22 protein-coding genes are annotated in these 26,702 nt (G+C 66.3%); 8 read left to right on the top strand and 14 right to left on the bottom strand.

Going from position 1 to position 26,702, the window contains the following annotated elements:
* Nucleotides 1-9: 9 nt before the first annotated feature.
* Entirely contained in the window at nucleotides 10-1,335 is a 1,326-nt protein-coding gene (locus AC1HIY_RS02505) for an inositol-3-phosphate synthase (protein WP_479575124.1), read from the bottom strand.
* Between the two features lie 480 nt (nucleotides 1,336-1,815).
* On the opposite strand from AC1HIY_RS02505, the gene AC1HIY_RS02510 reads away from it, so the two are divergent.
* On the top strand, nucleotides 1,816-4,218 hold the full coding sequence (locus tag AC1HIY_RS02510; RefSeq protein WP_479575125.1) for a DNA polymerase domain-containing protein: 2,403 nt from the start codon (nucleotides 1,816-1,818) through the stop codon (nucleotides 4,216-4,218).
* A 63-nt stretch (nucleotides 4,219-4,281) separates the two neighbouring features.
* Here AC1HIY_RS02510 and AC1HIY_RS02515 read toward each other — a convergent pair whose 3' ends face one another.
* Both AC1HIY_RS02515 and AC1HIY_RS02520 read right to left on the bottom strand, forming a co-directional pair.
* The gene (locus tag AC1HIY_RS02515) at nucleotides 4,282-5,514 is read right to left on the bottom strand and encodes a sialidase family protein (protein ID WP_479575126.1); all 1,233 of its coding nucleotides are present in this window, start codon (nucleotides 5,512-5,514) and stop codon (nucleotides 4,282-4,284) included.
* 39 nt (nucleotides 5,515-5,553) lie between these two features.
* Nucleotides 5,554-6,687 (bottom strand): pyridoxal phosphate-dependent aminotransferase, encoded by a 1,134-nt coding sequence (locus tag AC1HIY_RS02520; protein ID WP_479575127.1) that lies wholly within the window; start codon nucleotides 6,685-6,687, stop codon nucleotides 5,554-5,556.
* 238 nt (nucleotides 6,688-6,925) lie between these two features.
* Between AC1HIY_RS02520 and AC1HIY_RS02525 the strand changes: the two genes are divergently transcribed.
* Nucleotides 6,926-7,504 (top strand): O-acetyl-ADP-ribose deacetylase, encoded by a 579-nt coding sequence (locus AC1HIY_RS02525; protein ID WP_479575128.1) that lies wholly within the window; start codon nucleotides 6,926-6,928, stop codon nucleotides 7,502-7,504.
* Between the two features lie 249 nt (nucleotides 7,505-7,753).
* Here AC1HIY_RS02525 and AC1HIY_RS02530 read toward each other — a convergent pair whose 3' ends face one another.
* On the bottom strand, nucleotides 7,754-9,163 hold the full coding sequence (locus AC1HIY_RS02530; RefSeq protein WP_479575129.1) for a M28 family metallopeptidase: 1,410 nt from the start codon (nucleotides 9,161-9,163) through the stop codon (nucleotides 7,754-7,756).
* 108 nt (nucleotides 9,164-9,271) lie between these two features.
* The gene (locus AC1HIY_RS02535) at nucleotides 9,272-10,045 is read right to left on the bottom strand and encodes a TIGR00266 family protein (RefSeq protein WP_479575130.1); all 774 of its coding nucleotides are present in this window, start codon (nucleotides 10,043-10,045) and stop codon (nucleotides 9,272-9,274) included.
* A 182-nt stretch (nucleotides 10,046-10,227) separates the two neighbouring features.
* Between AC1HIY_RS02535 and AC1HIY_RS02540 the strand changes: the two genes are divergently transcribed.
* Entirely contained in the window at nucleotides 10,228-10,509 is a 282-nt protein-coding gene (locus tag AC1HIY_RS02540; RefSeq protein ID WP_479575131.1) for a TfoX/Sxy family protein, read from the top strand.
* 16 nt (nucleotides 10,510-10,525) lie between these two features.
* Here AC1HIY_RS02540 and egtD read toward each other — a convergent pair whose 3' ends face one another.
* Together egtD and egtB are read right to left on the bottom strand one after the other, a co-directional pair.
* A complete protein-coding gene (gene egtD, locus AC1HIY_RS02545; RefSeq protein WP_479575132.1) occupies nucleotides 10,526-11,497 on the bottom strand; it encodes an L-histidine N(alpha)-methyltransferase in 972 nt (323 codons plus the stop codon).
* Nucleotides 11,498-11,554: 57 nt separating this feature from the next.
* Nucleotides 11,555-12,850 carry an ergothioneine biosynthesis protein EgtB gene (gene egtB / locus AC1HIY_RS02550; RefSeq protein ID WP_479575133.1) on the bottom strand — a complete coding sequence of 432 codons (1,296 nt, stop codon included), beginning with the start codon at nucleotides 12,848-12,850 and terminating at the stop codon, nucleotides 11,555-11,557.
* 263 nt (nucleotides 12,851-13,113) lie between these two features.
* Between egtB and AC1HIY_RS02555 the strand changes: the two genes are divergently transcribed.
* The gene (locus tag AC1HIY_RS02555; RefSeq protein WP_479575134.1) at nucleotides 13,114-13,941 is read left to right on the top strand and encodes a tetratricopeptide repeat protein; all 828 of its coding nucleotides are present in this window, start codon (nucleotides 13,114-13,116) and stop codon (nucleotides 13,939-13,941) included.
* Between the two features lie 13 nt (nucleotides 13,942-13,954).
* On the opposite strand, the gene AC1HIY_RS02560 is transcribed toward AC1HIY_RS02555, so the two are convergent.
* Nucleotides 13,955-14,728, bottom strand: a complete 774-nt coding sequence (locus tag AC1HIY_RS02560) for a hypothetical protein (RefSeq protein ID WP_479575135.1) — start codon at nucleotides 14,726-14,728, stop codon at nucleotides 13,955-13,957.
* A gap of 66 nt (nucleotides 14,729-14,794) precedes the next feature.
* Here AC1HIY_RS02560 and malQ point away from each other — a divergent pair, with 66 nt between their 5' ends.
* The 3 genes from malQ to AC1HIY_RS02575 all read left to right on the top strand — a co-directional run bounded on the left by malQ (nucleotide 14,795) and on the right by AC1HIY_RS02575 (nucleotide 18,780).
* Complete coding sequence (malQ, locus tag AC1HIY_RS02565; RefSeq protein WP_479575136.1) at nucleotides 14,795-16,570, top strand: 4-alpha-glucanotransferase; 1,776 nt, start codon at nucleotides 14,795-14,797, stop codon at nucleotides 16,568-16,570.
* 130 nt (nucleotides 16,571-16,700) lie between these two features.
* Nucleotides 16,701-17,765 carry a mechanosensitive ion channel family protein gene (locus tag AC1HIY_RS02570; protein WP_479575137.1) on the top strand — a complete coding sequence of 355 codons (1,065 nt, stop codon included), beginning with the start codon at nucleotides 16,701-16,703 and terminating at the stop codon, nucleotides 17,763-17,765.
* Nucleotides 17,766-17,970: 205 nt separating this feature from the next.
* The gene (locus AC1HIY_RS02575) at nucleotides 17,971-18,780 is read left to right on the top strand and encodes an alpha/beta hydrolase (RefSeq protein WP_479575138.1); all 810 of its coding nucleotides are present in this window, start codon (nucleotides 17,971-17,973) and stop codon (nucleotides 18,778-18,780) included.
* A gap of 9 nt (nucleotides 18,781-18,789) precedes the next feature.
* Here the strand turns inward: AC1HIY_RS02575 and AC1HIY_RS02580 are convergent, their stop codons facing one another.
* Nucleotides 18,790-20,652, bottom strand: a complete 1,863-nt coding sequence (locus AC1HIY_RS02580) for a glycoside hydrolase family 3 protein (protein ID WP_479575139.1) — start codon at nucleotides 20,650-20,652, stop codon at nucleotides 18,790-18,792.
* Nucleotides 20,653-20,859: 207 nt separating this feature from the next.
* Here AC1HIY_RS02580 and AC1HIY_RS02585 point away from each other — a divergent pair, with 207 nt between their 5' ends.
* Entirely contained in the window at nucleotides 20,860-21,651 is a 792-nt protein-coding gene (locus tag AC1HIY_RS02585; protein WP_479575140.1) for a lysostaphin resistance A-like protein, read from the top strand.
* A gap of 72 nt (nucleotides 21,652-21,723) precedes the next feature.
* Here AC1HIY_RS02585 and AC1HIY_RS02590 read toward each other — a convergent pair whose 3' ends face one another.
* The 5 genes from AC1HIY_RS02590 to AC1HIY_RS02610 form a co-directional block, all read right to left on the bottom strand.
* A complete protein-coding gene (locus AC1HIY_RS02590; RefSeq protein ID WP_479575141.1) occupies nucleotides 21,724-23,529 on the bottom strand; it encodes a carbamoyltransferase family protein in 1,806 nt (601 codons plus the stop codon).
* A 61-nt stretch (nucleotides 23,530-23,590) separates the two neighbouring features.
* Complete coding sequence (locus AC1HIY_RS02595) at nucleotides 23,591-24,019, bottom strand: SxtJ family membrane protein (protein WP_479575142.1); 429 nt, start codon at nucleotides 24,017-24,019, stop codon at nucleotides 23,591-23,593.
* 85 nt (nucleotides 24,020-24,104) lie between these two features.
* On the bottom strand, nucleotides 24,105-24,575 hold the full coding sequence (locus tag AC1HIY_RS02600; protein WP_479575194.1) for a hydrogenase maturation protease: 471 nt from the start codon (nucleotides 24,573-24,575) through the stop codon (nucleotides 24,105-24,107).
* Between the two features lie 2 nt (nucleotides 24,576-24,577).
* Entirely contained in the window at nucleotides 24,578-25,906 is a 1,329-nt protein-coding gene (locus AC1HIY_RS02605) for a Ni/Fe hydrogenase subunit alpha (RefSeq protein ID WP_479575143.1), read from the bottom strand.
* Nucleotides 25,890-26,678, bottom strand: a complete 789-nt coding sequence (locus AC1HIY_RS02610) for an NADH-quinone oxidoreductase subunit B family protein (protein WP_479575144.1) — start codon at nucleotides 26,676-26,678, stop codon at nucleotides 25,890-25,892. Before AC1HIY_RS02610 ends, AC1HIY_RS02605 begins: the two co-directional genes overlap by 17 nt.
* Nucleotides 26,679-26,702: the final 24 nt, after the last annotated feature.

The raw sequence follows: 26,702 nt of genomic DNA on the forward strand, positions 1-26,702 counted from the left end.
ACCTCCGACCTAGTGGTCATATTTTTCATACTCGTAATTCTCGGACAGGTGCGTGACGGGCTCCTCGCCGGCCATCACCCGGAGCGTGTTCTTCAGCCGGAAATGCTGGATGAAGATGTCGTGCTCCTGGATGTGTCCCTGCTCCACGTGCGGGCTCTTGAAATAGAACGAGAGCCATTCCTGAATCCCCTGCTTCCCGGCGCGCCTGGCGAGGTCGAGAAAGAGGGCGAGGTCGAGCACGATGGGCGCGGCGAGGATGGAGTCGCGGCAGAGGAAATCCACCTTGATCTGCATCGGATAGCCGAGCCATCCGAAGATGTCGATGTTGTCCCATCCTTCCTTCGCATCGCCGCGCGGGGGGTAATAATTGATGCGGACTTTGTGGTAGAGGTCTTTATAGAGATCGGGGTAAAGTTCAGGCTGAAGGATGGTGTCGAGCACCCCCGCCTTCGTGACCTCTTTCGAGCGGAAGTTGTCGGGATCGTCGAGGACTTCGCCGTCGCGGTTGCCGAGAATGTTCGTCGAGAACCAGCCCTGAATGCCGAGCATGCGTGTTTTGAAGCCGGGCGCGAGGATGGTCTTCATGAGCGTCTGGCCGGTTTTGAAGTCCTTCCCGGCGATGGGCACGTTGCGTTCGAGGGCGAGTTGTTCGAGCGCGGGGAAATCCGCCGAGAGGTTGGGCGCGCCGTTGGCGTACGGGACCCCCTCCATGATGGCGGCATAGGCGTAGAGTTGCGAGGGCGCGATGGCCGGATCGTTGTCCTTCATGCCCTGCTCGAAGGCCTCCAGGGTCATGTGGCACGCGGCGGGGCGGAGATAGACTTCCGTGGAGCCGCACCAGACCATCACCGCGCGGTCGGCGCCCGTCTCGTCGATCTTCTGCCGGATGTCGTCGCGGAGCATCTGCGCGAGGTCGTACTTCGTGGCGGCCTTCTTCACGTTCGTGCCGTCGAGCCGCTTGGCGTACGTCTTCTCGAAAGCCGCCGGCATCGGCTTGATGGTGTGGAGAAAGTCGGCGAGGGGTTCGAGATCCCGCGGTTCGAGCACGTCGGCGCGCCGGGCAGCGTCGTAGACGTCGTCCGGGAAGACATCCCAGCCGGCAAAGGTGAGATCGTCCAGCGGGGCCAGATCCGCAAAGTCGCGGATGAGCGGGTTTCTGTTCTCGGAGCGTTTGCCGAGGCGGATGGTCTGCATCTGCGTCAGCGAGCCGATGGGCCTGGCCATGCCTCGCCGCACGGCCTCGACGCCCGCGATGAACGTGGTGGCGACGGCGCCCATGCCGGGCAGAAGCACGAGAAGCTTGCCCCGATGCGGGGAAATCGTGGAAATACGCATGGTTTCTCTCTCTATGGGTATAAAAAGGCGAAGCCGGCTAACCGGCACAGGGCTAACCGGCCCTTCTATGTAGCTCGGGTGATGGAATGGCGCGTCTGAAATCCGTGCCCGCGACCCGGGGGCCGCTGGGCGAGGCCAAGATACGGAGAATCCCTTTACATTAACATAATCGTTTGCGAACAATGGCTTAAGAGCGCACGCACCGAAACGCCATTCCGCGTTTCGTCGTGTGCAGGTCTCTGCCGTGCGAACGGCCGGACGCCCGCCCGCTAGGTAGCCCGCCCCGCGCGCCCGTTACGGGCCGCCGCGAAAATCTCCCGGGCGCGCGTGTGAACGAATGCCTTCGGCTCGCGTATGTCCCGTTTCGAAGGGCGGCGTACGGACCCCGGCGCGCCGGGATTCATACGCCCGTGTGCCCGGCGTGCCGCACGGGTCCCGACCGCACCTTCCGCCCCCGTCCGTTCCCGCTCCGACGCCGCCGTGTCCGTTCTTCACACCGACCTCCCGCCGCTTCCCGACGCCGCGCTCTTCGGCAAGGACCCCACACCGCGCATCGTGGACGTCTTTCCCCTCACGAACGACGTCGCCGGGGCGCAGGCCGTCATCCGTGTGTATCACCGGGACGAAAACGGTCGCCTCCTCGAAACGGACGCGCCGCTTTACCCCTTCTTCTTCCTCTCGGACGTCACCCTCCTCCGGGGCTTTCCGAACGCCCGTTTCCGCTTTCAAAAACTCGCGGGCGACAATTATTACCGTTTCCTCGTCGTGTTCACCTCGTGGTCGGCATACTGGGATGCCGTCCGGCATATCGAACGCGCCACGGAGAGCCGGGATCGACGACCGGAGGAACTGTACCTCGTCAACAACCCGGCGCAACAATATCTCCTGCAGACCGGGCGCACGAGCTTCAAAGGCATGGCGTTCGACGACCTCCACCGGCTTCAGCTCGACATCGAGGCCTATGCCGGGAGCGGCTTCCCGAACGCCGCGCACGCCGGGGACCGCGTCATCATCGTCGCCCTCTCCGACAACCGGGGGTGGCGGCGGCTCCTCCACCTCGCCCCCGGCGTGGACGCGCCCGGCGGCGTGGGCTTCGAGACCGAGGCGGAGATGCTCGCGCACCTCGTCCACCTCATCCGCGAGCGCGACCCGGACGTGATCGAAGGACACAATATTTACGCCTTCGACTTCCCCTACCTCATGACACGATGCGAGCGGCTGCGCGTGCCGTTCGCCATCGGGCGCGACGGCTCCGTGCCCCGCGCCTTCCCGTCGAGCATGCGCTTCGCCGAACGGTCCATCGACTTCCCCGCCCTCGAAATCGCCGGGCGGCACGTGGTGGACACGTACTTTCAGGTGATGAGCTACGACGTCTTCAAACGCGACCTCCCCGGGTACGGGTTGAAGGCCGCCGCGAAGTATTTCGGCTTCGCGCCCGAGGACCGCACGTACGTCGACGGCGATCAGATTGCCCGGGTGTGGCGTGAGGACCCGGCCCGCCTCCTCGCCTATGCCCTCGACGACGTCATCGAGACGGAGCGCCTCGCCCGCCACCTCTCCGGCTCGACGTTTTTCCTCACGCAGATGCTCCCGATGCCCTACGGGCAGGTCGCCCGCACCGGCCCGGCGGCGAAGATCGAGTCGCTTTTCGTGCGCGAATACCTCCGCCGTCGCCACAGCCTCCCGAAGAGCGCATGGGGCAGTCAGGTGATGGGCGGCTATACGGACGTGTTCCTCACCGGCGTCGCCGGCCCGATCGTGTACGCCGACGTCGAGAGCCTGTACCCCTCGATCATGCTCCACTACGACGTCCGCCCGAAAGGCGACGCGCTCGGCGTCTTCCCCGGCCTGCTCCACCGCCTCACCGACCTCCGCCTCGAAACGAAGCGCCGGATGAAAGACGCCGAAACCGAGGAGATGCGAAGCGAACTCGACGCCCGGCAGACTTCGTACAAGAACCTCATCAATTCTTTTTACGGAAACCTCGGGTTCAGCCTCGCCCTTTTCAACGACTTCGCCGAAGCCGACCGCGTGGCGGCGACGGGGCAAAAGCTGCTCCGGCAGATCATCGGGCTGATTCGCGGCGAAGGGGGGCGCGTGATCGAGGTGGACACCGACGGCGTGCTCTTCGTGCCGCCCGAAGGCGTCCGGGGCGAAGCGGCGGAGCGGGCCTTCATCGACCGGCTCAACGAGGAGATGCCGGAGGGCATCCGTATCGGCTTCGACGGGCGTTTCAAAAAGATGCTCTCGTATAAAAAGAAGAACTACGCCCTCCTCCGATACGACGACCGGCTCTCGTTCAAGGGCTCCTCGCTCGTCTCCCGCTCGACGGAGCGCTTCGGGCGGCATTTCGTGCGGGAAGCCATCCGGCTCCTGCTCGAAGAGGACATCGCGGGACTGCACGCGCTCTATCTCGCCTATCGGGACCGGATCATGACGCATGCATGGGAGCGCGCCGACGACTTCTCCCGCACGGTGACGCTCAAGGATACGCTCGAACAGTACGAGGCGGACGTGCGCGCCGGGAAGCGCCCCCGCGCGGCGGCGTATGAACTCGCCCGCACGCGCGGCGAAGCAACCGGGCAACCGGTGCGGAAAGGCGACCGCATCACGTATTATATCACGGGGACGGGCGCGAACGTCACCTCCTTCGAGAACGCGCGACTCGCCGAAGCATGGGACCCGGCGCATCCCGACGAGAACACGGCGTATTACCTCAAACGCCTCGACGAATTTGCCCGGAAGTTCGAGCCGTTCTTTACGGATCACCACTTCCGTCTCATCTTCTCCCCCGAAGATCTCTTCGGCTTCTCGCCCGAGGGCATCACGCTCCTCACCCGCGAGCGCGCGCCGGAAGACGTGGAGGATGAGATACCTTTCTGAGCGGCAAGGCGCCGGGGGCCTCGCGGGAGCGGAGATGCGCGGCGTCCCGAAAAACGTCCGGCCTCATCCGTCGAGGCGCGCCACGGCGGTGCGGACGCGGCCCGCCTCGCCCGTTTCGGTCCATGCGAAAACGAGATCGTCGCCGGAGCGGATCATGCGGGGATAGCCGCTCGCGCGCGAGGTCGAGGAGGGTTGTACGAGGACGGCTTCCCCGGCGCTTCCGTCCGGGCGCACGCGACGGGCATAGACGCCGGCCGTGTGCGCCTCCCCCTTGCCTTCGAGCCACGACACGAGGGCCCCGCCGTCTTCGAGGCGAACGACGTCCACGCGGCCGGTGGGGTGGCCGAGGTCGAGGCGGACGGGCGGGCCGAAGGTCGCGCCGCCGTCGCCGGAGAAGGCGGCCTGCACGCGGGGCGTCTCATCCGCCGCGGTGAACCACGCGACCACCACGTCTGCCCCCGCCGCATCCGTCGCCGGGCCGTTGACCGGGCAGCCGGCGATGCGCCAGCCGTCTGCATGAAGCGGCGTCGGCTCGGTCCATGCCCGCCCGTCGTACCGGACGTACCAGATGTCGCGAATCTCGTCCTCGGTGCGGTTTCGGTAGAAGACGATCATGCCGTCGTCCGGGAGCGGGGCTGCGGTGGTGGGGCAGCAGTCGCACGTGCGGTCGTCGAGGAGCGCCTCGGGGCCGAGCGAGCCGTCGGCGGACAGGCTGCGGGCGCGGATGGTCATGACCGCCTTGCCCTCGGCGAACTGCCGTCCGTCGAGCCAGACGGCCCGCATCGCACCGGCTCCGGCGGGCACGAGCGTCACGAAGCCGTGCTCGGCCGCCGAGGCGTCGTCGTGCAGCCACACCGGCTCGGACCACGTCTCGCCGCCGTCGGTGGAGCGGCTCACGCGCACGCCGTAGGCATACTTGCCCTCGCCGTTGTACGCCATCCAGTGCGCCGCCAGGAAGCCGTCTTCCCCCGCTGCGAGCGAGGGCACGTCCGCCCAGTTGACGAACCACCCTTCCCCTTCGGCGATCGTCTTCGGCTCGGACCACGCGCCCGCACCCGGCGCGTACGTGGCGAAGCGGAAGGCGTGCCCGCCCCCTTCGAGCGGATCGATCCACGACGCGTACACCGTCCCGTCCGGCCCGAGCGCCAGCCCCGGCTCCCCGCTGTGCGGCCCGGTGGCGAGATCGAGCGGTTCGAGCGTGAGGTCGAGCGCGAGCCGGTCTTCACCCGGCGCGGCGGCACATCCCGCGAGGAAAAGGGCGAAAAGGAACGTGGCAAAGGCGGTGGTTCGGTTCATTGTTTTCTGGAAAAGCAGGATGAGAGAGACTCCCGGACGTCACGGCGCGCTCACGGAGCGGAGGGCCGCAGCAAACGCCTCCATCTCCGGGCGCGTTCCGATGCTCACCCGGCACCAGTCGAGGTACGGCGGGAACGGACGCCCCACGCGGATGCCGCGCCCCCGCATCTTCTCCCCGAAGGCGCGCACGTCTTCGCCGACGTGGAAGAAGACGAAGTTCGACTGCGAGGGCAGGTAGCGATAGCCGAGTTCGTCGAGGACATCGTAGAGGAACGCCCGCGCGTCGGCGTTCTCGCGACGACTCATCGCGCGGAACGGCTCGTCGACGAAGGCGGCTTTGGCGGCCGCGAGGCCGAGGATGTTCACGCTGTGGGCGGTGGTGAGCGCTTTCAGCCGGGCGACGAGGTCCGGGCGGGCAAGCCCATACCCGACGCGAAGCCCGGCAAGCCCGTAGATTTTCGAGAACGTACGCGAGACGATAACGTTCTCCCCGGCTTTCACGAGGTCCGTCATCGAAGCGTACGCGGGATCGTCCACGTACTCGTGATACGCCTCGTCGACGAAGACGACGGCGCGGCGGGAGACGTCTTCGCAGAAGGCGCGGAGGCGGTCCGCCGGGAGGACCGTGCCGGTCGGATTGTTCGGATTGCACACGAAGACCATCTTCACGCCGTTCGTCGTGCGGCGGTCCATCGCGTCGAGGTCGGTGTCGAACGCGGACGTGAGGGGCACGCGATGCACGCGCGCGCCGACGGCTTCGGCATAGACGCCCATGCGCTCATACGTGGGATATGGCGTGACCACCTCGCCGCCTTCGAGCCCATAGGCGACGCCCGCCACGCGAAGCACCTCGTGCGAGCCCGCCCCGAGGAAGACATGGTCGGGGCTGAGTCCTTCCGCCTCGGCGATCATCGTCGTCAGCTCATGGTAATGCTCGGCAGGATACCGGTTGCCGAGGTCGAACGCCGCCGTGATGGCTTCGCGGGCGCTCGGCGAAGGGCCGAAGGGGTTCTCGTTGCTGTGGAGACGGATGATCTCCGCGCGGGAGTCGCGTACGGCGCGCGCGGGTGTGCCTCCACGGGCCACAAGCGCGCCGGGGCCAAAGACGAAACTCGTCGCCGCGAGCATCCCCGACCGGGTCAGCCACTCGCGACGGTTCATGTGCATGGTCATACCTGTCCTCCGGGATGGGTCGTGCCGTTTCGATGTTGCGCGATCCGGGCAGCCGCTCGGGCGCCCGGCGGGTGGGTTCAGAGCAAGCGCTCCTCCCAAGGTCTTCAATTTCCGGGTCTGCGTCAACTTTTCACTCGAAAAACGATCGGGGGACCGCTCCTCGACGAACGATTTGGAAACGACGCTCGTTTATTGATTCAAACGTCCTTTGAATCACCATATTTCGTCGATGAGCATCATGGATTCCCTTCGCATTGGAAAGACGACGCTTCGTCTCGTGCGGGGCGACCTCACGCGGCAGGCCGTGGACGCGGTGGTCAACGCCGCCAACGCGAGCCTCATGGGCGGGGGCGGCGTGGACGGCGCCATCCACCGGCGCGGCGGCCCGGCCATCCTCGAAGCGTGTAAAACGATCCGAAACGAACAATATCCGGACGGCCTTCCGGCGGGCGAGGCCGTCGTCACCACCGGCGGCGACCTTCCCGCGAGCGCCGTCATCCACACCGTCGGTCCGATCTGGCGAGGCGGCGCCCACGGCGAGGAAACCGTTCTGGCAAATGCGTACCGGAACTCGCTGGAGCAGGCGCGGAAGCACGGCTTTCGGACGGTCGCCTTTCCCTCCATCGGCACGGGGGCATACGGCTTCCCGATCACGCTCGCGGCGCCCATCGCTCTCGGCGCCGTCGCCGAAGAGGTGCGCGCCCACCCGGACGCCTTCGACGAGATCCGTTTCGTCCTCTTCTCCGACGCCGACTACGAGACGTACCGCCTCGCCCTCGAGGCTTTCGCCAGAGCCGCCGGAATCACGGTCTCGTGAACGCGCTTCCTCAGGAAACGTCGGCTTCCGGGAACCGGCGGAAACCCCCGGCAAGACGCCGGGTATGAACGAATAGTCAGCACCGGCACACCCCCTTCCTCTCGCAGAGGATCTCTAAAGAGAGATCAGCAGAAAACCACAGGTGGGTCTGCCGGTGTTCTATGTTCGGTCGCGGGCGCATGCGAGCGCATCCGTCTTTTCCGAAGCGCGTGACCCCGCCCCCGGCCAAAGCCGCTCTTCATCGTCCGCTCAGTTTGCAGGCATCACTTCGGAGCGCGGCAGTTTATCGGGCATCTCGGCGACCACGTACGCCATCACGGCCATTGCGGCGACGGAGAGGTTCATCTCGTGCGGGTCGAGCTTGTCGAGGGTGTCGGCGTTCGTGTGGTGATACCAGAAATACTTCGCCCCATCGACGCGTAGGCCCATGCCGGGCACGCCCCGGCGCATGAGCGGGCCGATGTCCGCGCCGCCGCCGCCGCGCGTGATCTCCCCCGCCCCGATGCGTTCGAGCAGCCGTCCGATGCTTTGCACGCGGGCAAACGCCTCGTCCGAGCCGGTGAAGCCGAAGCCCGTCGGCTTGAAGACGCCCGCATCCGACTCGATGCCGAGGACGTGGTTTGCGACCTCCGAGGCGTGCGCGTCCCGATAACCGACGCCGCCGCGCAGTCCGTTCTCCTCGTTCGTCCACAGCACCACGCGCACGGTGCGCCGGGGGCGAAGGCCGAGCTTTTTCATGAGCCGCACGGCCTGCCACGCCGCCACGCACCCGCCGCCGTCGTCCATCGCGCCCTGCCCGACGTCCCACGAGTCGATGTGCCCGCCCAGGACGACGACCTCCTCGGGCTTCTCCCGTCCCTCGATCTCAGCCACCACGTTCCGCGACGGCGCATCCGGGAGCGTCTGCGCGTCCATCTGCAGGCGCACGACGACCTTCTGTCCCCGGTCCTGCATGCGCTGCATCATCATCGCATCCTCGACCGTCACCGCCGCATGCGGGATCTTCGGCGTGTCGTCGGCATAGCGCATCGCTCCGGTGTGGGGCGTATACAGCGAGACCGGCCCGACGGAGCGGACGAGGCTTGCCGCGGCTCCCACCTTCGCCGCCGCCACCGCGCCCCGCGTCCGGTACTGCACCGTCTGCCCGTACGAGGTGAACGGCACATTGAAGAGGACGATCTTCCCCGCCGCCTCGCTCGCCCGCGCTTCGAGTTCGTCGAACGAGCCGACGACGAGCACTTCGCCGGTGATCCCCTCGGGCGGCGTGCCGATGCTTCCGCCGAGGCCGAGGATCTGCATCTCGGCGGCGCGCGGCTCGATCAGCGTGAGCGACTCCTTGCCGCGCACCCAGTGCGGGACCATCACCGGCTCGCCCCGCACATGCTCCAGCCCGTCGGCCTCCATCTCCCCGAGGATCCAGTCGATGGCGTCTTCGAGGTTCTGCGTGCCGCTGAAGCGCGGCCCGAACGTGTCGACGAGGTAGCCGAGCCGCTCGAAGGCGGAGCTGTCGGCCAGAGCGGCGTCGATGAGGCGATCAGCGGCGGCGCGATAGGCTTCCGCCCGGGCGTCGGGGGAGGCCTGCCGGGCGTGCGCAGCCGTTCCGGCAAACCAGACGGTGAAAAAGAGCGTGACGAGAGCGAATCGTGAGGAGCAACGCATGTCGATCGGGCGTCTGGTGAATCAAATCGCCCAAAGGTACGATCTATCGACCTAAAGAAACGAGCCGTCGCGGGCTTGACCGCCCCGTTTTTCGGAGGAACGGCCGGCTCACCACTTGTCGCCGCCGAGGATGCCGCCGAGGAGGTCGCCGCCGATCCCGCCGACGCCCTTGCGCTCCCCCTTGTTTTTGTTGAACCGCGCCACGGCATGGATCCGGTCGGCCAGGCGCGAGAACGGCAGGCTCTGGAGGTACACGACGCCCGGACCGGTCAGGTGCGCCAGAAACAGCCCTTCGCCGCCGAAAAGGGCGTTCTTGAAGCCGCCGACGAACCGGATGTCGTAGGCGACGGAGGTCGAGAAGGCCGCGAGGCAACCGGTATCGACCCGAAGCGTCCGGCCGGGCGCGAGCTCGCGCCGGAGGATGGTCCCGCCCGCGTGAAGGAAGGCCAGGCCGTCGCCGGTGAGCCGTTGAAGGATGAATCCCTCGCCGCCGAAGAGTCCCGCCCCGAGCCGCTTCGTGAAAGCCACCTCGATGTCGACGCCCTTCGCGGCGCAGAGGAACGCGTCCTTCTGGCACAGAAACGAGCCGCCGTGTTCGGCCAGATCCAGCGGCACGATCTTGCCCGGATACGGCGCGCCGAAGGCGACCTTTCCCGTGTCGCGGCCGGTGTGCAGGAAGGTGGTGATGAAAAAGCTCTCGCCGGTGAGCATCCGCTTGAAGCCTCCGAAGAGGCCGCCGTCCGCGCCGGTCTGCATCTCGATGCCGTCGCTCATGTAGAGCATCGCGCCCGCCTCGGCGCGCACGCCCTCGCCCGGATCGAGCGCCACCTCGACCACCTGCATGTCGTCCCCGATAATCGTGTAGTCGATCACGTCTGCCATCTTGACCTCCCTGAAGGTTGTTTGGTGGAAATAGTCCCGTCGATGACGCGAGGGGGTCACCCGCCGTCGGTACTCATGAGGTGTCCGTGAAGACGCAGAATTGGACCAATGGAACCACGCGTCCGTACGACTCCCCGGTTCAAAGGATACGCCCCTCGCTGCTCCACCAAACCTGATAGGCCATGCGCTCCGCAACGCCCGTACACGAACTGAAGAACATCGGCCCCGTTTCGGCGGGGTGGCTCGCGGAACTCGGGCGCCGCACCCGCGCCGACCTCGAAGCGATGGGCGCAGTGATGGCGTACAAGATTTTAAAGCATCATCATCCGAGGGACGTGAACCTGAACCTGCTCTACGCGCTCCACGGCGCGCTTACCGATACGCACTGGGCCGCCCTCCCGCCCGAGGTGAAGGCCCGTCTCAAATCCGAAGCCGCCTCTCCCCTGACGATCGGGCCGGGCTGAGCGCGCCGGAGCATGCTCACCGCACTTCGAGGCACTGCACACTGAAGAGCCGCTCCGGATCGGTCCACACCTTTACGACCCTGAACCCGGAAGCCGCCGCCAGCGCGGCAAATCCTTCGAGGCTGTACTTGTACGAATACTCGGTCAGGATATGCTCGTGCTCCCGAAACGGGATGCGCGTGCTCCCGATCCGCACACACTGATCGGACAGGCTCACGAGGCGCATCTCTATGCGCCCGTGCTCCGCATCGTAAAAAGCCAGGTGTCCGAACCGATCGAGGTCGAAGTCGGCGTCGAGTTCACGGTTGATATGGGCGAGGATATTCTTGTTAAAAGCCGCCGTGACGCCCTTTTTGTCATTGTACGCCGCCTCGATGATCGCCGGGTCTTTCTGCAGATCCACGCCGATGAGGAGCGCCCCGCCCGGTCCCGCGACTTCGGCTACGTGCTCCAGGAAGGCGCGCGCCTCCCCGGGTTCGAAGTTGCCGATCGTGGAGCCCGGGAAATACACCACGACGCGTTCGACCGAACCCTCGACTTCGGGAAGCGCAAATCCGGACGTATAGTCGGCGCACACCGGGAGCACGTTGAGGTCCGGATAGGCGGCGGAGAGGTCGGCGGCCGTGCGAAGAAGGTGCTCCCGCGAGATGTCGATGGGCACGTAGCCGACCAGGTCGGGGAGGTGGTCGAGGAGGATGCGGGTCTTTCGGCTGCTCCCGCTCCCGTACTCTACGAGCAGACTCTTCGGCCCGATGCGCGCTACCATCTCCGCCACGTTCGCCTCCATGATCGCCTGCTCGGTGCGCGTGGGATAATATTCGTCGAGCTCCGTGATCGCATCGAAGAGGCGCGACCCGCGTTCGTCATAGAAATATTTGGACGGGATCACCTTCGGACGCCGCGTCAAACCCGAGATCACTTCGGCCTTCATTTGCGACCGGGAAAGATGGGTCTCGGAGCGCGGAAGGGCCTCTTGTGTGGGGTGCATGGTGGGGAGCGTATGGTCGGAAAAGGGTTGAGATCGAAGGATGCGGCGGACGGGAGTTTACACGTCGCGCGCGAGGCGGAAGCCCATGAACTGCCACCGCGATTCGGGGGGGAAGAAGTTGCGGTACGTCGGGCGGATGTGGGACCGCGACGTGGCGCACGAACCGCCCCGGAGCACGTACTGGTTGCACATGAACTTGCCGTTGTATTCGCCGAGTGCTCCGGGCGGCGGGGTATAGCCGGGATAGGGGCTGTACGCGCTCCCGGTCCACTCCCAGACGTCGCCGTACATCTGTCGGAGCCCGCCCTCTGCGGCGACGGGCGCCGGGTGGTAATGCCCCGTCTCCACGAAGTTGCCCGTGCGCGCAAGCCCCTGCGCCGCCACCTCCCATTCCTGCTCCGTCGGCAGGCGCGCGCCGGCCCACCGGGCATAAGCGTCGGCCTCGAAGTAGCTCACGTGACACACCGGCTCGTCGGGGTCCACCGGGCGCAGACCCGAGAGCGTGAACTGATGCCATTGCCCGTCCCGCTCATACCAGTACATGGGCGCGCGCCAGCCGTTTGCCTCCACCGCCGCGGAACCGAGCGAGAGCCAGAGTTCGGACCGCTCGTACCCGCCGTCCTCCATGAACGCGAGGTATTCCCCGTTCGTCACCAGACGATCGGCGAGGGCGAACGCTTCGAGGAAATGCCGATGACGCGGCCCTTCGTTGTCGTATGCGAAGCCCCTCCCGTCATGACCGATCTCGTAGAGTCCTTCCTCGAAGAGGATCCAGCCCGCCGGGCCGGTCTCGGTCGCGTGGTGCACCGGCGCATCGGCGTACACGGGGAAGAGCGGGTTGACCGAAAAAACGTGCTTGAGATCCGTCAGAATCAGCTCCTGGTGTTGCTGTTCGTGGTTCATCCCGATCTCGACCAGGGGCGCAAGCTCCGCCGCGAGCGCCTCGTCCGCTCCGTCGATCAGGGCGTGCATGTGCTCGTCCACATACGCGCGATACCGGTATACTTCCTCGACGGTCGGGCGCGAGAGCAGGCCCCGTTTCGGGCGAAAAAATCGATCGCCCGCCAGCACGTAATACGAGTTGAACAGGTACGAGAAGTCCGGGTGATACGCCGAATAGCCGTCGAGGTACGGGGTCAGAAGGAACGTCTCGAAGAACCAGCTCGTGTGGGCCAGGTGCCACTTCGTCGGGCTCACGTCCGGCATCGACTGGATGACGTAGTCCTCCGTGACAAGCGGACGGCACAAAGCTTCGGAAAAGCGGCGCACAGTCTGAAAACGTTCGAGCATGGTCGCCGCGTCGGAGGGTTCGGCGGAAACATCTTCGACGGCGGGATTCAAATCAGCCTGCATATCTCAGAAAGGGGCCTAAAGAGTGGGGAACCGGGGGGGGTAAAGCGAACGAACGCAAGGGGCAGATTATCTGATGGGACGTCCCGGACGCCGGTTCCGTTACGGCGCGACGGAAATATTCCTTACGGTATGGTCCTCGCGCCGAAAAACCTCCATTCGGTTTTCACACGGCGGTTCGTTCCCTGCATCGAACAAGAACCGAGTCCTGTCGTTTCCCATTTCGTCCATTATGTTATAAAAAAGGATAAGGTACGGAGTTCGCCATGCACAAGCTTTTCCCGCATTTTCGTTTCGGGGCGTTCGGGGGCTCATTGCTCGCCCTCATGATGCTCGTCTCGACGGTCGCCGCGCAAACCCCGCCGGCCGACTCCAGCCGGGTCGACGAGACCGTCGAGGCCCTTCTCCGCCGGGGCGACGCGCTCTATGCCGCCTTCGACAATAACTCGGCACTCGACTCATACAGGAGCGCCTACGCGCGTGCGCCCGAACGTTTCGACGTGCTCCTCCGCCTGACCCGAACCTATCACGACCTCGCGAAGGACCTCCTGGCTGCCGGCTCCAAACAAGCCGCCGAGGAAGCCATCCTCAAAGCCGTCGCCTACGCGGAAGAGATGAAGGAGAAGTTTCCGGATCGCCCCGAGTCCTATTTTCAGCTCGCCGCCGCGTACGGCAACCTGGCGCTGTTCAAGGGCGGCAAAAGCAAGGTGAAGATCGGGCGGGACGTGGAGCAATACGCCAAAAAAGCCATCGAACTCGACTCCACGTATGCGCCCGCGTACGTCGCACTCGGCCTTTTTTACCGGGAGGTTTCCGAACTAAACTGGATTCAGCGCTCGTTCGCCAAGGTGCTCTTCGGCGGTGTGCCGAAAGGTTCGAAGGAGGACGCCGCCGCCATGCTCGAACGCGCCATCGCGCTCAACCCCGACTTCGCCCTCGCGCACTTCGAACTGGCGATCACGTACGAGAAGATGGGCCGGAAAGAGGACGCGATCCCGCATCTCCGCAAGGCCATCGAACTGCCCCCGACCACCTCGCAGGACGTGCGCAACCAGGAGATCGCCCGCAAACTGCTCGAGAAATGGACGAAGTGACCGGGCCGCCTCCTCAGCCCGAAGCCGCGTCGTCGGTTGGCGTGTTGCCGAAGCGGTCGCGGAGCGAGCACAGGCCGAGATAGAGGACGATGGGAATGGTCTTGCGCAGGGCCGGTCCCTGAAGGTCGACGGTGGTCCAGCCGATGGAAAACGTCCACGCGGCCGGGCCGATCCACGCGACCCACCACGGGAAGCGCCCGGCGATAAACCGGAAGAGCGACTGCGCCAGCTGCGAGCCGATGATCCTGGCGATGGTTCCGAAGATGATGCGTTTGATCAGCCCCTCGACGATGATCGTGTTGAAGGCCTGAATGAGCATCGGCAGCGCAAAGACTCCCGCCGAGCGTTTGAGGAATGCCGCGGCCTTCTCCCGCTCCACCCCCAGTTCTTCGAGCATACGCTGTTGCGCTTCCGGCGTCAGTTCCGCGAACTGCCGGGTCACGTACTGCGACACGACGGCCTCCACCTGCTCCCGGCTCGTGCCCGGCTTCGGCGGATCGACCTTCAACGCCTTCGCCGCGTCCCGGACGACGGTCCCGAACGACACACCGGGCTCCTGCCCCGACAGATAGCGGGTCACGTACATGATCTCCGAGCTTCCGAGGTACCGGATCTCCCGCTCCAGCTGCCTGTTCAGCGCGGCGCGCGCCTGCGGCGTGTCGGTTGCTTCCACCTCCGCAAGCAGGCGGCGAAGCTTCTGATCATCGGTGAGGTTGACGCTGCTCTCGATGAGACCGACGAGAAAGGTGTAGTCGGCGGGCGTGAGCGGCTCGAAGACGTCCTGCATGAGAGAAACCGGACTCGGCGTGGGGCACGACGGGGAACGCGCCATGGTACGCCGTCCCCCCGGCGAATGTTACGAGCATGGAAGGGCCGTGTCCCTCATCCCGCACCGCCGTTATCCCGGCATAATTTTAATACTTGGCGAATAGCATGGAAAAGGCGGGCATGGCCGAACGCGCCCTGCTTTTTTCTTCCCGGTGACCTAACTTTTCGCGCTCGTCCCGTTCGAGCAGCCTCTTCGCGGAGACGCTTTCCCACGCTCTCTTTGATTTCCCCGTCCACGTCCATGAAATTGACACGCTCCAGCGGTCTCCTGCTCCACCTCACCTCCCTCCCCGGCCCCTACGGCATCGGCGACCTCGGCCCGAGCGCCTATCAGTTCGCCGACTTTCTGGCCTACACCGAACAACGCATCTGGCAGGTGCTCCCGCTCGTCCCCGTCGGCTACGGCTTCTCGCCGTACGCAGGCCTCTCGACGTTCGCCGGCAACCCGATGCTCATCAGCCCCGACCGGCTCCGGGAGCAGGAACTCCTGAAGGACCACGACCTCGCGTCCGTCCCCGCCTTCCCGGCAGACCGCGTCGACTTCGACGGCGTGTGGGCGTACAAAAAAAGGCTCCTTCGCACCGCCTTCGAGCGCTTCGAGGCCGACGCCGCACCGGACGACCGGGCCCGCTTCGAGACGTTCTGCCGGCAGAACGCGCACTGGCTCGACGACTACGCCCTCTTCATGACCCTCAAGGAAGCGCACGGCGGAAGCGCGTGGACCGACTGGCCCAGAGGCCTGGTCCGGCGGGAGAAAAAAGCCCTCGACCGCGCACGGGAGGCCTATGCCGAAGAGATCCGCATGCGCCGGTTCTGGCAATACCTCTTCGACGAGCAGTGGCGCGCGCTCAAGGCGTACTGCAACGAACGCGACGTCCGGCTCTTCGGCGACCTGCCCATCTACGTCGCCCACGACAGCGCCGACGTGTGGGCCCACCCCGAACTCTTTCACCTCGACGCGTCGGGGCAGCCCACCGTCGTGGCGGGCGTCCCGCCGGACTATTTCAGCGAGACGGGCCAGCGATGGGGCAACCCGCTCTACCGTTGGGACGTCATGCGGAAAAACAAGTATGAGTGGTGGACGCGACGGATGAAGAAAATCCTCGAGGACGTGGACCTCGTCCGGCTCGACCATTTCCGGGGCTTTGCCGCGTACTGGGAGGTGCCCGCCTCCGAGGAAACCGCCGTCCACGGGCGATGGGTCACCGGCCCCGGCGCCGACCTCTTCCGCACCCTCCGCAAGCGACTCGGTAAACTGCCCGTCATCGCCGAAAACCTCGGGGTCATCACCGACGACGTGGTCGCACTCATGGAGACGTTCGACTTCCCCGGCATGGCCATCCTGCAGTTCGCCTTCGACGCCGACGCCGACGCCGAATTCCTGCCCCACAACTACGAGCGCCACCTCGTCGCCTATACGGGCACGCACGACAACGACACCGTCAGCGGGTGGTGGACGAACACGCAGAGCACGCAGGACGCCGAGACGATCCGGCGCGCCCATCAGTTCTGCCGCCACTATCTCGACCTCGACGAGCGCCGCGAGCGGGAGATCCACTGGGCGTTCATCCGCGCGCTCTTCGGCTCGGTGGCCGACGTGGCGATCCTGCCCCTCCAGGATCTCCTCGGCCTCGGCTCCGAAGCGCGCATGAACACACCGGGCGAGCGCGCGGGCAACTGGGCCTGGCGCTTCACCGCCGACGCGCTCAACATCCCCATCGCCACCCGACTGCGAACGCTGACGCAGCTCTACGGACGCTCGAAAACTCGGATGCCCGTCCTCGAAGTCGCCGCGCCCTGAGGTCGCGCCCGCTCTCTTCCCGCGCCCGCGTCCCTGCTTTTTCGTATTTTCCCGCACCGGAGCCTCTTCGCGCCCGCCGCGCTCTTCTTTTCTCGCCGCGTCGTCTTCACCCACCGGCTGCCTTCCGTCCATGCTGATCCCGGCTTTCCAGCAGGTACCCATCCTCCCCCCGCAGGTCGCACCCGACAGCCTTGCGCTCGACTCGCTCGCGCTTCAGGATTCCCTTGACACGTTCGGCAACCTGAGCCGTGAGGTCGGTGAGACGGGACGCCTGATCATGGAGGGGAAATGGGAACTGGTCTGGACGCAGGTCTATCAGAGCTCTGCGGAAATCGCCGTGGCGTTCGTGCCGAAGCTGATCAGCGCGGTTTTCGTCTTTCTCATCTTCTATTTCCTCTACCGCACCTTCGGCTCGCTCCTCGAACGGGTCTTGAGCCGGAGCCGCACCATCGATCCGGGCATCCGGAGCCTGCTGCTGAAATCGTATCGCGTCTTTGGACTCACCTTCATCTTCATGATGGTGCTTGCCAACTTCGACATCAACGTGACGGCGCTGCTGGCGGGCTTCAGCATCGTCGGCGTGGCGGTCGGCTTCGCGGCGAAGGACACGCTCGAAAACTTCATCTCCGGCGTGACGATCCTCCTCGACAAACCCTTCCGCGTCGGCGACGCCATCGACATCGAGGGGATCTATGGAACCGTCGAGGAGATCACGCTCCGTTCGACGCGGATGCGGACGCTCAACAATGAGGTCATGGTGATGCCGAACATTCAGATGATCAACCAGCGGCTGATCAACCACACGATGCGCGGCATCCTGCGCGTCGAAGTCCCGTTCGGCATCGCGTACAAGGAGCGCCCTCAGGAAGCCCGAGAGGTCGTGCTCAAGACTGCCGAGGGCGACCCGCGCCTCCGCCCCGACCTCCCGCCGAGCGTGGTCGTGACGAAGCTCAACGACTCCAGTGTGGACATGATGCTGTACCTGTATCTCAAAGACCCGAAGCAGGAAGTGCCGGTCCGCTTCGAATACATCGAGCGGGTGCGGGAGGCGCTCCGCCGCGCCGACATCGAGATCCCCTTCCCCCACCGTCAGCTGTTCATCGACGAAGCGAAGGCTTTCGAGAAGCTGAACCTTTTGCCGCCTGCGGCGGGCGCCGAGCCTCCGACTGCTCCGAACCCGCCGCCCGCCGCCTGAAACGCCGCCCGCCGCCTGAAACGCGGCCCCGCCTGCGGCTTCCCGCCGGACGGCGCACGCACTCCGATCCTCTCGGTCGCCACTTTCCGGCGCGCGGCGCGTACTCATCCTATCGTTTGCTTTCCCGTCTCCGATACTTGCCGTAACGGCGCCGCCTCAGAGGCGACCCATGAGAACGTCGCTTTTCACGCTTCATGCCCGATCCATGCTCTTGACTCTCTTCGGCGGATACGCCCTCGTCCTCACGGTGCTTTTCGTCTTTCAAAACCGGCTTCTTTTCTTCCCGTCCTCGACCCTCGAAGCCGATCCGGCCGCGCGCGGCATGGCCTTCGAAGACGCAACCTTCGAGACGGACGACGGCGAGCGGCTCCACGGATGGTGGATTCCCTCCCGGAAGCCCCGCGCCACGCTCCTTTTCTTCCACGGCAATGCGGGCAACATCTCGCACCGGCTCGACCTCGTGGAGATCTTCCGGAGCCTCGGGCTGAACGTTTTCCTCTTCGACTATCGCGGGTACGGCCGGAGCACGGGCAAGCCGTCGGAGGACGGGCTGTATCGCGACGCGGCAGCGGCCTGGCGCTACCTCACGGAAACGCGCGGGCTGATCCCGGACGAGATCGTCGTCTTCGGGCGGAGCCTCGGCGGCGGACCGGCGACGTGGCTCGCCACCCGCGAACGGCCGCGCGCGCTCATCCTCGGCTCGACCTTCACCTCGATCCCGGACGTGGCGGCGAAGCAGTACCCGTATCTGCCCGTCCGCCTGCTCGCCCGAAACCGCTTCGACAACCGCGCGCGCCTCGCCGGTATCCACGCCCCGGTGCTCGTCATTCACAGCCGGGACGACGCGCTCATCCCCTTCGAGCACGGCACGAAGCTCTTCGAGGCCGCGCCCGAGCCGAAGGCTTTTCTCGAAATCGAGGGGGCGCACAACAACGGCTATGCCGTCACCGGGCCGCGCTACGCCGGGGGCATCGACGCTTTTCTGACGACGCACGTCGGGCCGAAGAAGCCCTGAGGCCTCCCCTCATCGCCCGAGCGCGCCGAGGCCGGCGCCGTAGGGATACGGATCGACGGTGATGGGCAGGCGTCCCTCCGGGTCGAGCGCGCCGCGAAGCACCGCCGCCGCCGCCCGCACCGAAGCGAGCGTCTGATCGTACGCGACGAGGTGCGCGTCGGCTTCGGAGAACGTGGTGACGGCGTACGGATTGCCGAAGACCACGAGCACGACGGGGACGTCGAGCGCGAGCAGCCGACGGACGAACCGTTCCTGCCCGGCGTTCAGCCCCGCCTCCCCCCGCCCTGACCGGAGCCGGAGGTACAGCGCCGCCACCACCACGTCCGCCCGCTCTGCCGCCCGAAGCGCCGCCGAGGACTGCGCGGGGGTCGGCGCCCGCTCGAAACGTTCCCGGACGACGTACGCAGACGCGAGCGTGTCGGCGAAAGCGTCCATGGCCGCCGCGATGCTTTCGGAGCCCCGGTAGTTTGCCAGCTGAAGGAGCGCCACGCGACTTCCCGGTGAGAGCGGGAGCGCCGGAGCGGCGCGAAGGAGCGTCACGGAACGCTCGGCGACGGCCTGCGCCACGGGCGCTCCATAGGGGTGGGTCAGAAGGGTGTCGAGCGCGGAGACCTCGGCGGGCGGCCCCGCATAGAGACCCGCCCGCGCCTTCGCCCGAAGGATGCGGCGCACCGACGCGTCGAGGGCGTCTCCACCGAGGCGGCCCGAACGCAGCGCAGCGCTCACCGCCCGGATCGCGCCCGGCAGGTCCTCCGGCGTGAGGATCAGGTCGGCGCCGGCCTCGAGCGGACGCACCACCCGCTCGGCGAGCGGATGCCGTCCCCGAAGGGCGCCCATCTTGACGTCGTCCGTGACGACAAAGCCCTCGAAACCGAGCGAGTCGCGGAGCAGATCGTGGAGGACGCGGCGACTGAACGTGGCGGGCGTCGGCGCGCGGTCGAAGGCAGGCGCCCAGAGGTGCGCGCTCATCACCCCGGCAGGGGGATGCGGACGTCCGACGAGGACGCGATACGGACGAAGTTCGACGCGTCCGAGCGCCCCGGCATCGCCGCCGACGACGCCCATCCGCGTGTGCGAGTCGACGGAGGTGTTGCCGTGACCGGGGAAATGTTTGAGCGTGGTGAGCACGCCGGCGTCCTCCGCCTCACGCACGAACGCCCCCGCCATGCGCGCCACGAGGTCCGGGTCCTCGCCGTACGAACGGATGTTGATGATCGGGTTTGCGGCATTATTGTTCACGTCCACCACCGGCGCGAAGAGGAGGTTGACGCCGACGGCCCGGCTCTCGACGGCCGTCAGCCGCCCGGCCACGGCGGCCAGCAGGGTGTCGCGCGTCGCGCCGAGGGCCATGTTCGAGGGCAACTCGGTGAGGGCATTGTCGAAGCGCCCCACGCCGCGCTCATAGTCGGCGGCGAAGAAGAGGGGCACGGCAGCGTCGCGCTGAAGACGCCGGGCCGCCTCGAAGACGGCGCGGGGCGGCATCAGCCGACGCACGAGGAAACCGCCCACTCCGTACGTGCGGACCGCCTGCAACGCTTCGGCTTCCTCGAGACGATCGCGGCCCCGGACCGGGAGGTCGACGATGAAAAGTTGTCCGATCTTCTCATCGCGTGTGAGCGTGGCCATGAGCGAATCGACCCAGAGCTCGGCGGCCTCCGCATCAAAGACGGGCGGCGGCGTCATCTTCATCCCGTGCGTCTCGAAGAATCGCTCGACCGGACCCGGTCCGGCAAGAGGGGTCGCGCGCGCCGAGCCCTCGACCATGAATGCGGGCCGCACCGGCGCGAAATCCGGCGCCCGCGCCTCGCCCGCGAAGACGACACCGATTATCGCCAGCCCCACCGCCGCCATCGACGCCCGCCGCATCTTCATGCTCCGCTCTCGTCTGGTTCACACCCGCGTTTCGAGGGTTGCGGAGCCGGCAGCTGCGCGCTTTTCACGCATGATCCACCCGACTTCCGATCCACGACGCCCTCGCCCGTTTCTCCCTCCTTACTTTACCCATCGTCGATGCGCTTCGATACTTTACCTCGCGCTCCGTATCATCCCGGGGCCCATCCGGTTGAAAGGAGGAAACTAATGAAAGAAAGGCTTCGGCGCGAGTGGCATCGTCTGATCGCGGCGGCGCGGGCGGTGGACCGGCAGACCGCCTTCGTGCTGGCCGCCGCCGCGCTCTTCGTCATCCTTCAGATGAACTTCGGAACCCGGACCGTATTCCGCGAGACGCTCGCCCCGCGTTTCCCCGAGGCGTGGCGCGGCGTGCTGGCGTGGGGGTGGTGGTTTGCCGCACAGGGCGTCTTCGGTTTCGTCCTCCCCGTGGCGTGCCTCGTCGTGTGCTTCAAACGCCGTCCTTCCGAGATCGGCCTCGGCCTCGGCGACTGGAAGCTCGCGCTCACGCTGGCGCTCCTCTACCTCCCCTTCGTCCTCGTCGGCACGTGGATCCTCTCCGACGGCGGCGCTTTTCAGGCCAACTATCCGCATTACCAGCCCGCCGCGCTCGACTGGCGCTTCTTTGCAGTGTATGAGGGACTTTTCCTCTTTTACTGGATCGGGTGGGAGTATCTCTGGCGCGGCTTCGTGCTCTTCGGAACGGCGCGCACGCTCGGGCTCTATGCGATCTTCGTACAGGCGCTTCCCTTCGCCATCCTCCATTTCGAGAAACCGCTCGCCGAGGCGCTCCTCTCCATCGTCGGCGGCGTGGCGCTCGGCGCGCTCGTCTGGCGATGTCGGTCCTTCTGGATCGCCGTGCCCATCCACGCGCTCCAGATGCTCATGCTCGACTTCTGGTGCACCCTCCGCATACGCACCCACGTCGAAGGCATCGACCCCGGCGCGATGATCGATCTCTTTCGCGCCTGGCTCGGCGCCTGAGCGCCGCTCGCGTTTCGACGCGGGTGAACCCGTTGCCGGAAGAAGGGCCGATGCGCTTTGCCGGCATGACGCCTAATCGAGGCCATACGTCTCGGCCGCCGTCTCGGCCGTGAGCACCTCCGCCTCCGGATCCGGGAGCATCGCCTTCGTGACGACGTGCGAGCCGAGCACGAGCGCGTCCATGTGGGTGCGACGGAAACACCGGTGCGCCTCCTCGGGCGTGCACACGATGGGCTCGCCCCGCACGTTGAAGCTCGTATTGACGAGCACCGGACAGCCGGTGCGCGCTTCGAAAGCCCGCAAAAGCCGATAAAAAAGCGGGTTTGTGGCCGCGCCCACCGTCTGAAGGCGGGCCGAACCATCGACGTGCGTAACCGCCGGGATGGGGGACGTGACGCGATCGAGACGATCGAGTCCCTCCCCCTCGGCCCGCGCGCCCCGCACCGGAGCCACGAGGAGCATGTACGGGCTCTCGCCCTCGATCTCGAAGTATTCGCCCGCCCGCTCCGCCGTCACGCTCGGCGCGAAGGGCCGGAAGCTCTCCCGAAACTTGATTTTCAGGTTGACCGTGCGCTGCACGTCGCGCCCCCGCGGGTCGGCGAGGATGGAGCGGTTGCCGAGGGCGCGGGGACCGAACTCCATCCGCCCCTGAAACCAGCCGACGACTTTCCCCTCGGCCAGCATCTCCGCGACGGCTTCGGTGAGCGCGGCCTCGTCGGCATAGCGCGTGTGCGGGATGCCCTCGCCTTCGAGGAACGCCTCGATCTCGGCGTCGGAGAATGCCGGGCCGAGATACGCGCCCTGCATCGCGTCGCCATCGGGAGCGGGGCGCTCGCGGCCGAGGTATTGATGCCAGGCCATGAGCGCCGCGCCGAGCGCCCCGCCCGCATCCCCTGCCGCGGGCTGAATCCACAACGCATCGAACGGGCCTTCGCGAAGCAACCGTCCATTGGCCACGCAGTTGAGCGCCACGCCTCCGGCCAGACACAGCCGCCGCTCGCCCGTCACCCGGCGCACGTGCCGCGCCATACGAAGCATCACCTCCTCCGTCACCGCCTGCACCGACCGCGCGAGATCCATCTCCCGCCGGGTCAGCGGCGACTCCGGCGCGCGGCGCGGCCCGCCGAAAAGCTCCGCGAAACGCCGCCCCGTCATCCGCAACCCGTGGGCATACGTGAAATAATCCATGTTCAGCCGAAACGAGCCGTCGTCTTTCACATCGATGAGGTGCTCCATGATGGCGTCGACGAAGCGCGGCTCGCCGTACGGCGCAAGGCCCATGAGCTTGTATTCACCCGAGTTCACCTTGAAGCCGGTGAAGTACGTAAAGGCGCTATAGAGCAACCCGAGTGAATGCGGGAAGTGCTGTTCGGCGAGGATGCTCAGCCGCGCCCCGTCGCCGACGCCGAAGGACGTGGTGGCCCACTCGCCGACACCGTCGGTGGTGAGAAACGCCGCCCGTTCGAACGGCGACGGATAGAACGCGCTCGCGGCGTGGCTCTCGTGATGCTCGGGGTAAACGATCGGCCCGCCATAGTCGAGCTCCTTCGCGATCAGGTCCGGGATCCACAGCTTTTCCTTGAGCCAGAGCGGCATCGCCTTGACGAAGGAGCGGAGCCCCTTCGGCGCGACGGCCACATACGTCTCGAGGAGTCGCTCGAATTTGAGGAAAGGCTTATCGTAAAACGCCACCACATCGAGGTCGCGCGCGGTGATTCCACCTTCCCGGAGGCAATACGCGATGGCGCGGCGGGGAAACGAAGGGTCGTGCTTCTTCCGGGAGAACCGCTCCTCCTGCGCCGCCGCCACGAGGCGCCCGTCCTGCACGAGACAGGCGGCGGCGTCATGATACCAGCACGATATTCCGAGGATGTTCAAGGGGTATAGTGCGTTGGGGCGTTTGACCGTTCAGCGTCGCAGCGATCCAGCCGGCGAACGATCAATAATACTTCTCCAGCCGCTTCGGCGAGGGATCGGGCGGCGTTTTTTTGATCCAGTAGGTATCGGCCGAGCGGTCGGGGCGGCGAGGGAGCGGGTTTTTGCCGAGCGCCCGCATGATGCCTCCGACCGGCGTGATGACGAGGAAGAACACGAGGGTCAGGATCACCCGCGTCATGACGAACCCGAGCGCGAGCGCGAGCCCCATCCACACGCGATAGAGGGGGCGCAGCGCCGCCGGAGCCGCGAGCGCCAGCGCCACGAGCGCGCCGCCGGAGCCGAGGAGCGCGTACACCGTCACGTTCGCCGCGCCGCCGCGCCGCCAGAGCCCCACGAGCGCGAGCGCCATCAGCACGCCGCCGACCAGATAGCCGAACGAGCGAACGTGCTTCTTCCCGACGTCGAGTTCCCGAATCTCCTGCCGGATCATAGCTCTCCAATGATATTCCGCAGAGGCTCACGTACGTCCGACCCCGCGCAAAGGGTCCGGCGGCGGCGAGCATCCGTCCCTCTCGTCAGGGGGTGCGGGCGGGTGGGAGCCGTTCGCCCGCGAGGAGTCGCTCGATCTCTGCCGTCACCGTCGCCGCCGCACGCGCCGCCTCGGGCGAGAGCCCCGCGCCCGCCTCGAACGTCCGCCCCTCGATGCCGAAGACGAGCAATCGCCGGGGGAGCGCGCCGAGCACCCGCGCCAGTTCGACGGCCTCGGCCACGCTGAAGGCGTGCGTCGAATAGTGGAAAAAACGCGACGGCATCGGCTCCTTCACGGCGTCGAAGCGATGGATCGTGCCCGGCGGCGCGCCGCTCCGGGCCGCGTCGACGAGGATGACGGTCCCGGCGTCGCGCCAGGCGTCCACGAGCGCCGCCCCCTCGCCCGAAGCCTCCATCACCCGAACGCCGGGCCGCTCCCGCACGCCGAGCGCACGCGCCACGGCGATCCCCGCGCCGTCGTCGCCCCGCATCTCATTGCCGACGCCAATGATGAGCACGTTCAAGCGCGTTCGAGGTGAAGCGTGAGGAAATGGCACGAGCACGAGATGCACGGATCGTAATTGCGGATGCTCTGCTCGCACTTCCATTCGAGTTCGTCGTCCGGGAGGTCGAGGTTTTGCTCGACGAAGCGGGCGAGGTCGTGCTCGATCTGCTTCTGGTTTTGCGAAGTCGGCGGGACGATGCGGGCGTCGCGGACGAGCCCCTCGTCGTCGATGGCATAGCGGTGCCAGCAGATGCCGCGCGGCGCTTCCGTGCACCCGACGCCGGTGGCGGCGCGCGGCGCGACGTCCTCGTGCGGGCGTTCGGGGCGCTCGTAGTTCTCGATGACCCCAAGCGCCACGTCGCATGCGTGGACCATCTCGACGCTCCGGATCATGATGCTTTTGAACGGGTTCCGGCACGTCGGCTCGAGCCCGGCGTCGCGGGCGGCGGCGCGGGCCGACGGCGTGAGGCGGTCGAAGTTGAGGTTGTACCGCGCCATCGGCCCGACCATGTACGCGCCCCGCGCCTTGAGCGCCGCCTGAAGCGAGGTCGAGTGGGCCACGTGTTCTTCGGCGAAGTGGTCGAGGAAATCGTGGATCGGGATGTCGAGCCCTTTGTTCGAGACGAGCCGCCCTTCGAGGATGGCGTACTCGTCCTCATGACGAAGCGCGACGAACTCATAGTCCTGTTCAAAATTCGGAAACGGGAGCGTGGCGGTGAAGGCGAGCGTTTCGAGCGCCGCTTCCCGCGCCCACGTCAGCGACGCGACGAGCGGTTCGAGTTCGGCCCGCGTCGGCACGCGATAGAAGCCGCCCACCCGCATATTGATCGGATGCACCTCGCGTCCGCCGAGGAGCGCCATCACCTCGTTGCCTACCTTCTTGAGCCGCAACCCCCGCTCGGCGACCTCCGGATGATCCTTTGCCATCTGCACCACGTCCGGATAGCCGAGGAAGTCGGGCAGATGGAGCATGAAGACGTGGAGGGCGTGGCTCTCGATCCATTCGCCGCAATAGATGAGGTGGCGGAGGGCCCGGAGTTGTCCCTCCACGGAGACACCGCACGCATCCTCCATCGCCTGCGCCGCGCCCATCTGATACGCGATCGGGCAGATGCCGCAGATGCGCGCCGTGATGTCGGGCGCCTCGGTAAAGCGCCGCCCCCGAAGGAACGCCTCGAAGAAGCGCGGCGGCTCGAAGATCCGCAACTCGGTGTCCGTGACGCGGCCGTGACGGACCTTCACGTACAACGCCCCCTCGCCCTCGACGCGCGCGAGGTAATCGACCTTGATCGTTTTCGACCGGCTACGGCCAGAGACGGCTTTTTTTTCAGGCTTCGTGCTCATGGGCCTCACTCTCATGGCGGAACGCCTCGGCGTTCGCGGTGAACAGACGGAAGGCGCGGGCGATATCGGCGTGTCCCATCCCGAGGGCCTCGAACTGAGCCGCGAGCGCCGCCGTCTGCGGCGACTCGTTCGGGCCATAACAACCGTAACAGCCCCGGTGGTACGCCGGGCAGATCGCGCCGCAGCCCGCGTGCGTGACCGGCCCGAGGCACGGCGTCCCGTGCGCCACCATCACACACACCGTGCCCCGCCGCTTGCATGCCACACACACGCTGTGCGCCGGGAGGTTCGGCTTCCGGTCGTGGAGATACGCGCTGATGAGTTCGACGAGTTGCCGCTTGTTGATCGGGCACCCCTGAAGCTCGAAGTCGACCGAGACGTGATACGCAATCGGCGTCGACACCTTCAACGTCTCGATGTATTCGGGATGCGCGTACACGAGTGAGATGAACTCGTTGACGTTCTTGAAATTGCGAAGCGCCTGAATGCCGCCCGACGTGGCGCACGCCCCGATGGTGACGAGGTATTTCGATGAGCGGCGGATCTTGTGGATGCGCTCGGCATCGTGCGGCGTCGTGATCGAGCCTTCCACGAGCGAGAGATCGTACGGCCCGCGCACGACGGCCCGCGTCGCCTCGGGGAAATACGCGATCTCCACCGCGTCGGCGATGGCGAGCAGTTCGTCCTCACAGTCGAGCAGGCTCAGCTGGCACCCGTCGCACGAGGCGAATTTCCAGACGGCGAGCTTCGGTTTTCGTTTTTTTACAGGCATGAGGTCGGCGATTTTTTCGGCAGG

The sequence above is a fragment of the Rhodocaloribacter sp. genome (genome assembly GCF_056451265.1).

Coding starts and splice junctions, on each gene's coding strand:
- AC1HIY_RS02505 (WP_479575124.1), bottom strand. CDS start 1,335: ATGCGTATTTCCACGATTTCCCCGCATCGGGGCAAGCTTCTCGTGCTT.
- AC1HIY_RS02515 (WP_479575126.1), bottom strand. CDS start 5,514: ATGAACCGAACCACCGCCTTTGCCACGTTCCTTTTCGCCCTTTTCCTC.
- AC1HIY_RS02520 (WP_479575127.1), bottom strand. CDS start 6,687: ATGACCATGCACATGAACCGTCGCGAGTGGCTGACCCGGTCGGGGATG.
- AC1HIY_RS02525 (WP_479575128.1), top strand. CDS start 6,926: ATGGATTCCCTTCGCATTGGAAAGACGACGCTTCGTCTCGTGCGGGGC.
- AC1HIY_RS02530 (WP_479575129.1), bottom strand. CDS start 9,163: ATGCGTTGCTCCTCACGATTCGCTCTCGTCACGCTCTTTTTCACCGTC.
- AC1HIY_RS02535 (WP_479575130.1), bottom strand. CDS start 10,045: ATGGCAGACGTGATCGACTACACGATTATCGGGGACGACATGCAGGTG.
- AC1HIY_RS02540 (WP_479575131.1), top strand. CDS start 10,228: ATGCGCTCCGCAACGCCCGTACACGAACTGAAGAACATCGGCCCCGTT.
- egtD (WP_479575132.1), bottom strand. CDS start 11,497: ATGCACCCCACACAAGAGGCCCTTCCGCGCTCCGAGACCCATCTTTCC.
- egtB (WP_479575133.1), bottom strand. CDS start 12,850: ATGCAGGCTGATTTGAATCCCGCCGTCGAAGATGTTTCCGCCGAACCC.
- AC1HIY_RS02555 (WP_479575134.1), top strand. CDS start 13,114: ATGCACAAGCTTTTCCCGCATTTTCGTTTCGGGGCGTTCGGGGGCTCA.
- AC1HIY_RS02560 (WP_479575135.1), bottom strand. CDS start 14,728: ATGCAGGACGTCTTCGAGCCGCTCACGCCCGCCGACTACACCTTTCTC.
- malQ (WP_479575136.1), top strand. CDS start 14,795: ATGTTACGAGCATGGAAGGGCCGTGTCCCTCATCCCGCACCGCCGTTA.
- AC1HIY_RS02570 (WP_479575137.1), top strand. CDS start 16,701: ATGCTGATCCCGGCTTTCCAGCAGGTACCCATCCTCCCCCCGCAGGTC.
- AC1HIY_RS02575 (WP_479575138.1), top strand. CDS start 17,971: ATGCTCTTGACTCTCTTCGGCGGATACGCCCTCGTCCTCACGGTGCTT.
- AC1HIY_RS02580 (WP_479575139.1), bottom strand. CDS start 20,652: ATGAAGATGCGGCGGGCGTCGATGGCGGCGGTGGGGCTGGCGATAATC.
- AC1HIY_RS02585 (WP_479575140.1), top strand. CDS start 20,860: ATGAAAGAAAGGCTTCGGCGCGAGTGGCATCGTCTGATCGCGGCGGCG.
- AC1HIY_RS02595 (WP_479575142.1), bottom strand. CDS start 24,019: ATGATCCGGCAGGAGATTCGGGAACTCGACGTCGGGAAGAAGCACGTT.
- AC1HIY_RS02605 (WP_479575143.1), bottom strand. CDS start 25,906: ATGAGCACGAAGCCTGAAAAAAAAGCCGTCTCTGGCCGTAGCCGGTCG.
- AC1HIY_RS02610 (WP_479575144.1), bottom strand. CDS start 26,678: ATGCCTGTAAAAAAACGAAAACCGAAGCTCGCCGTCTGGAAATTCGCC.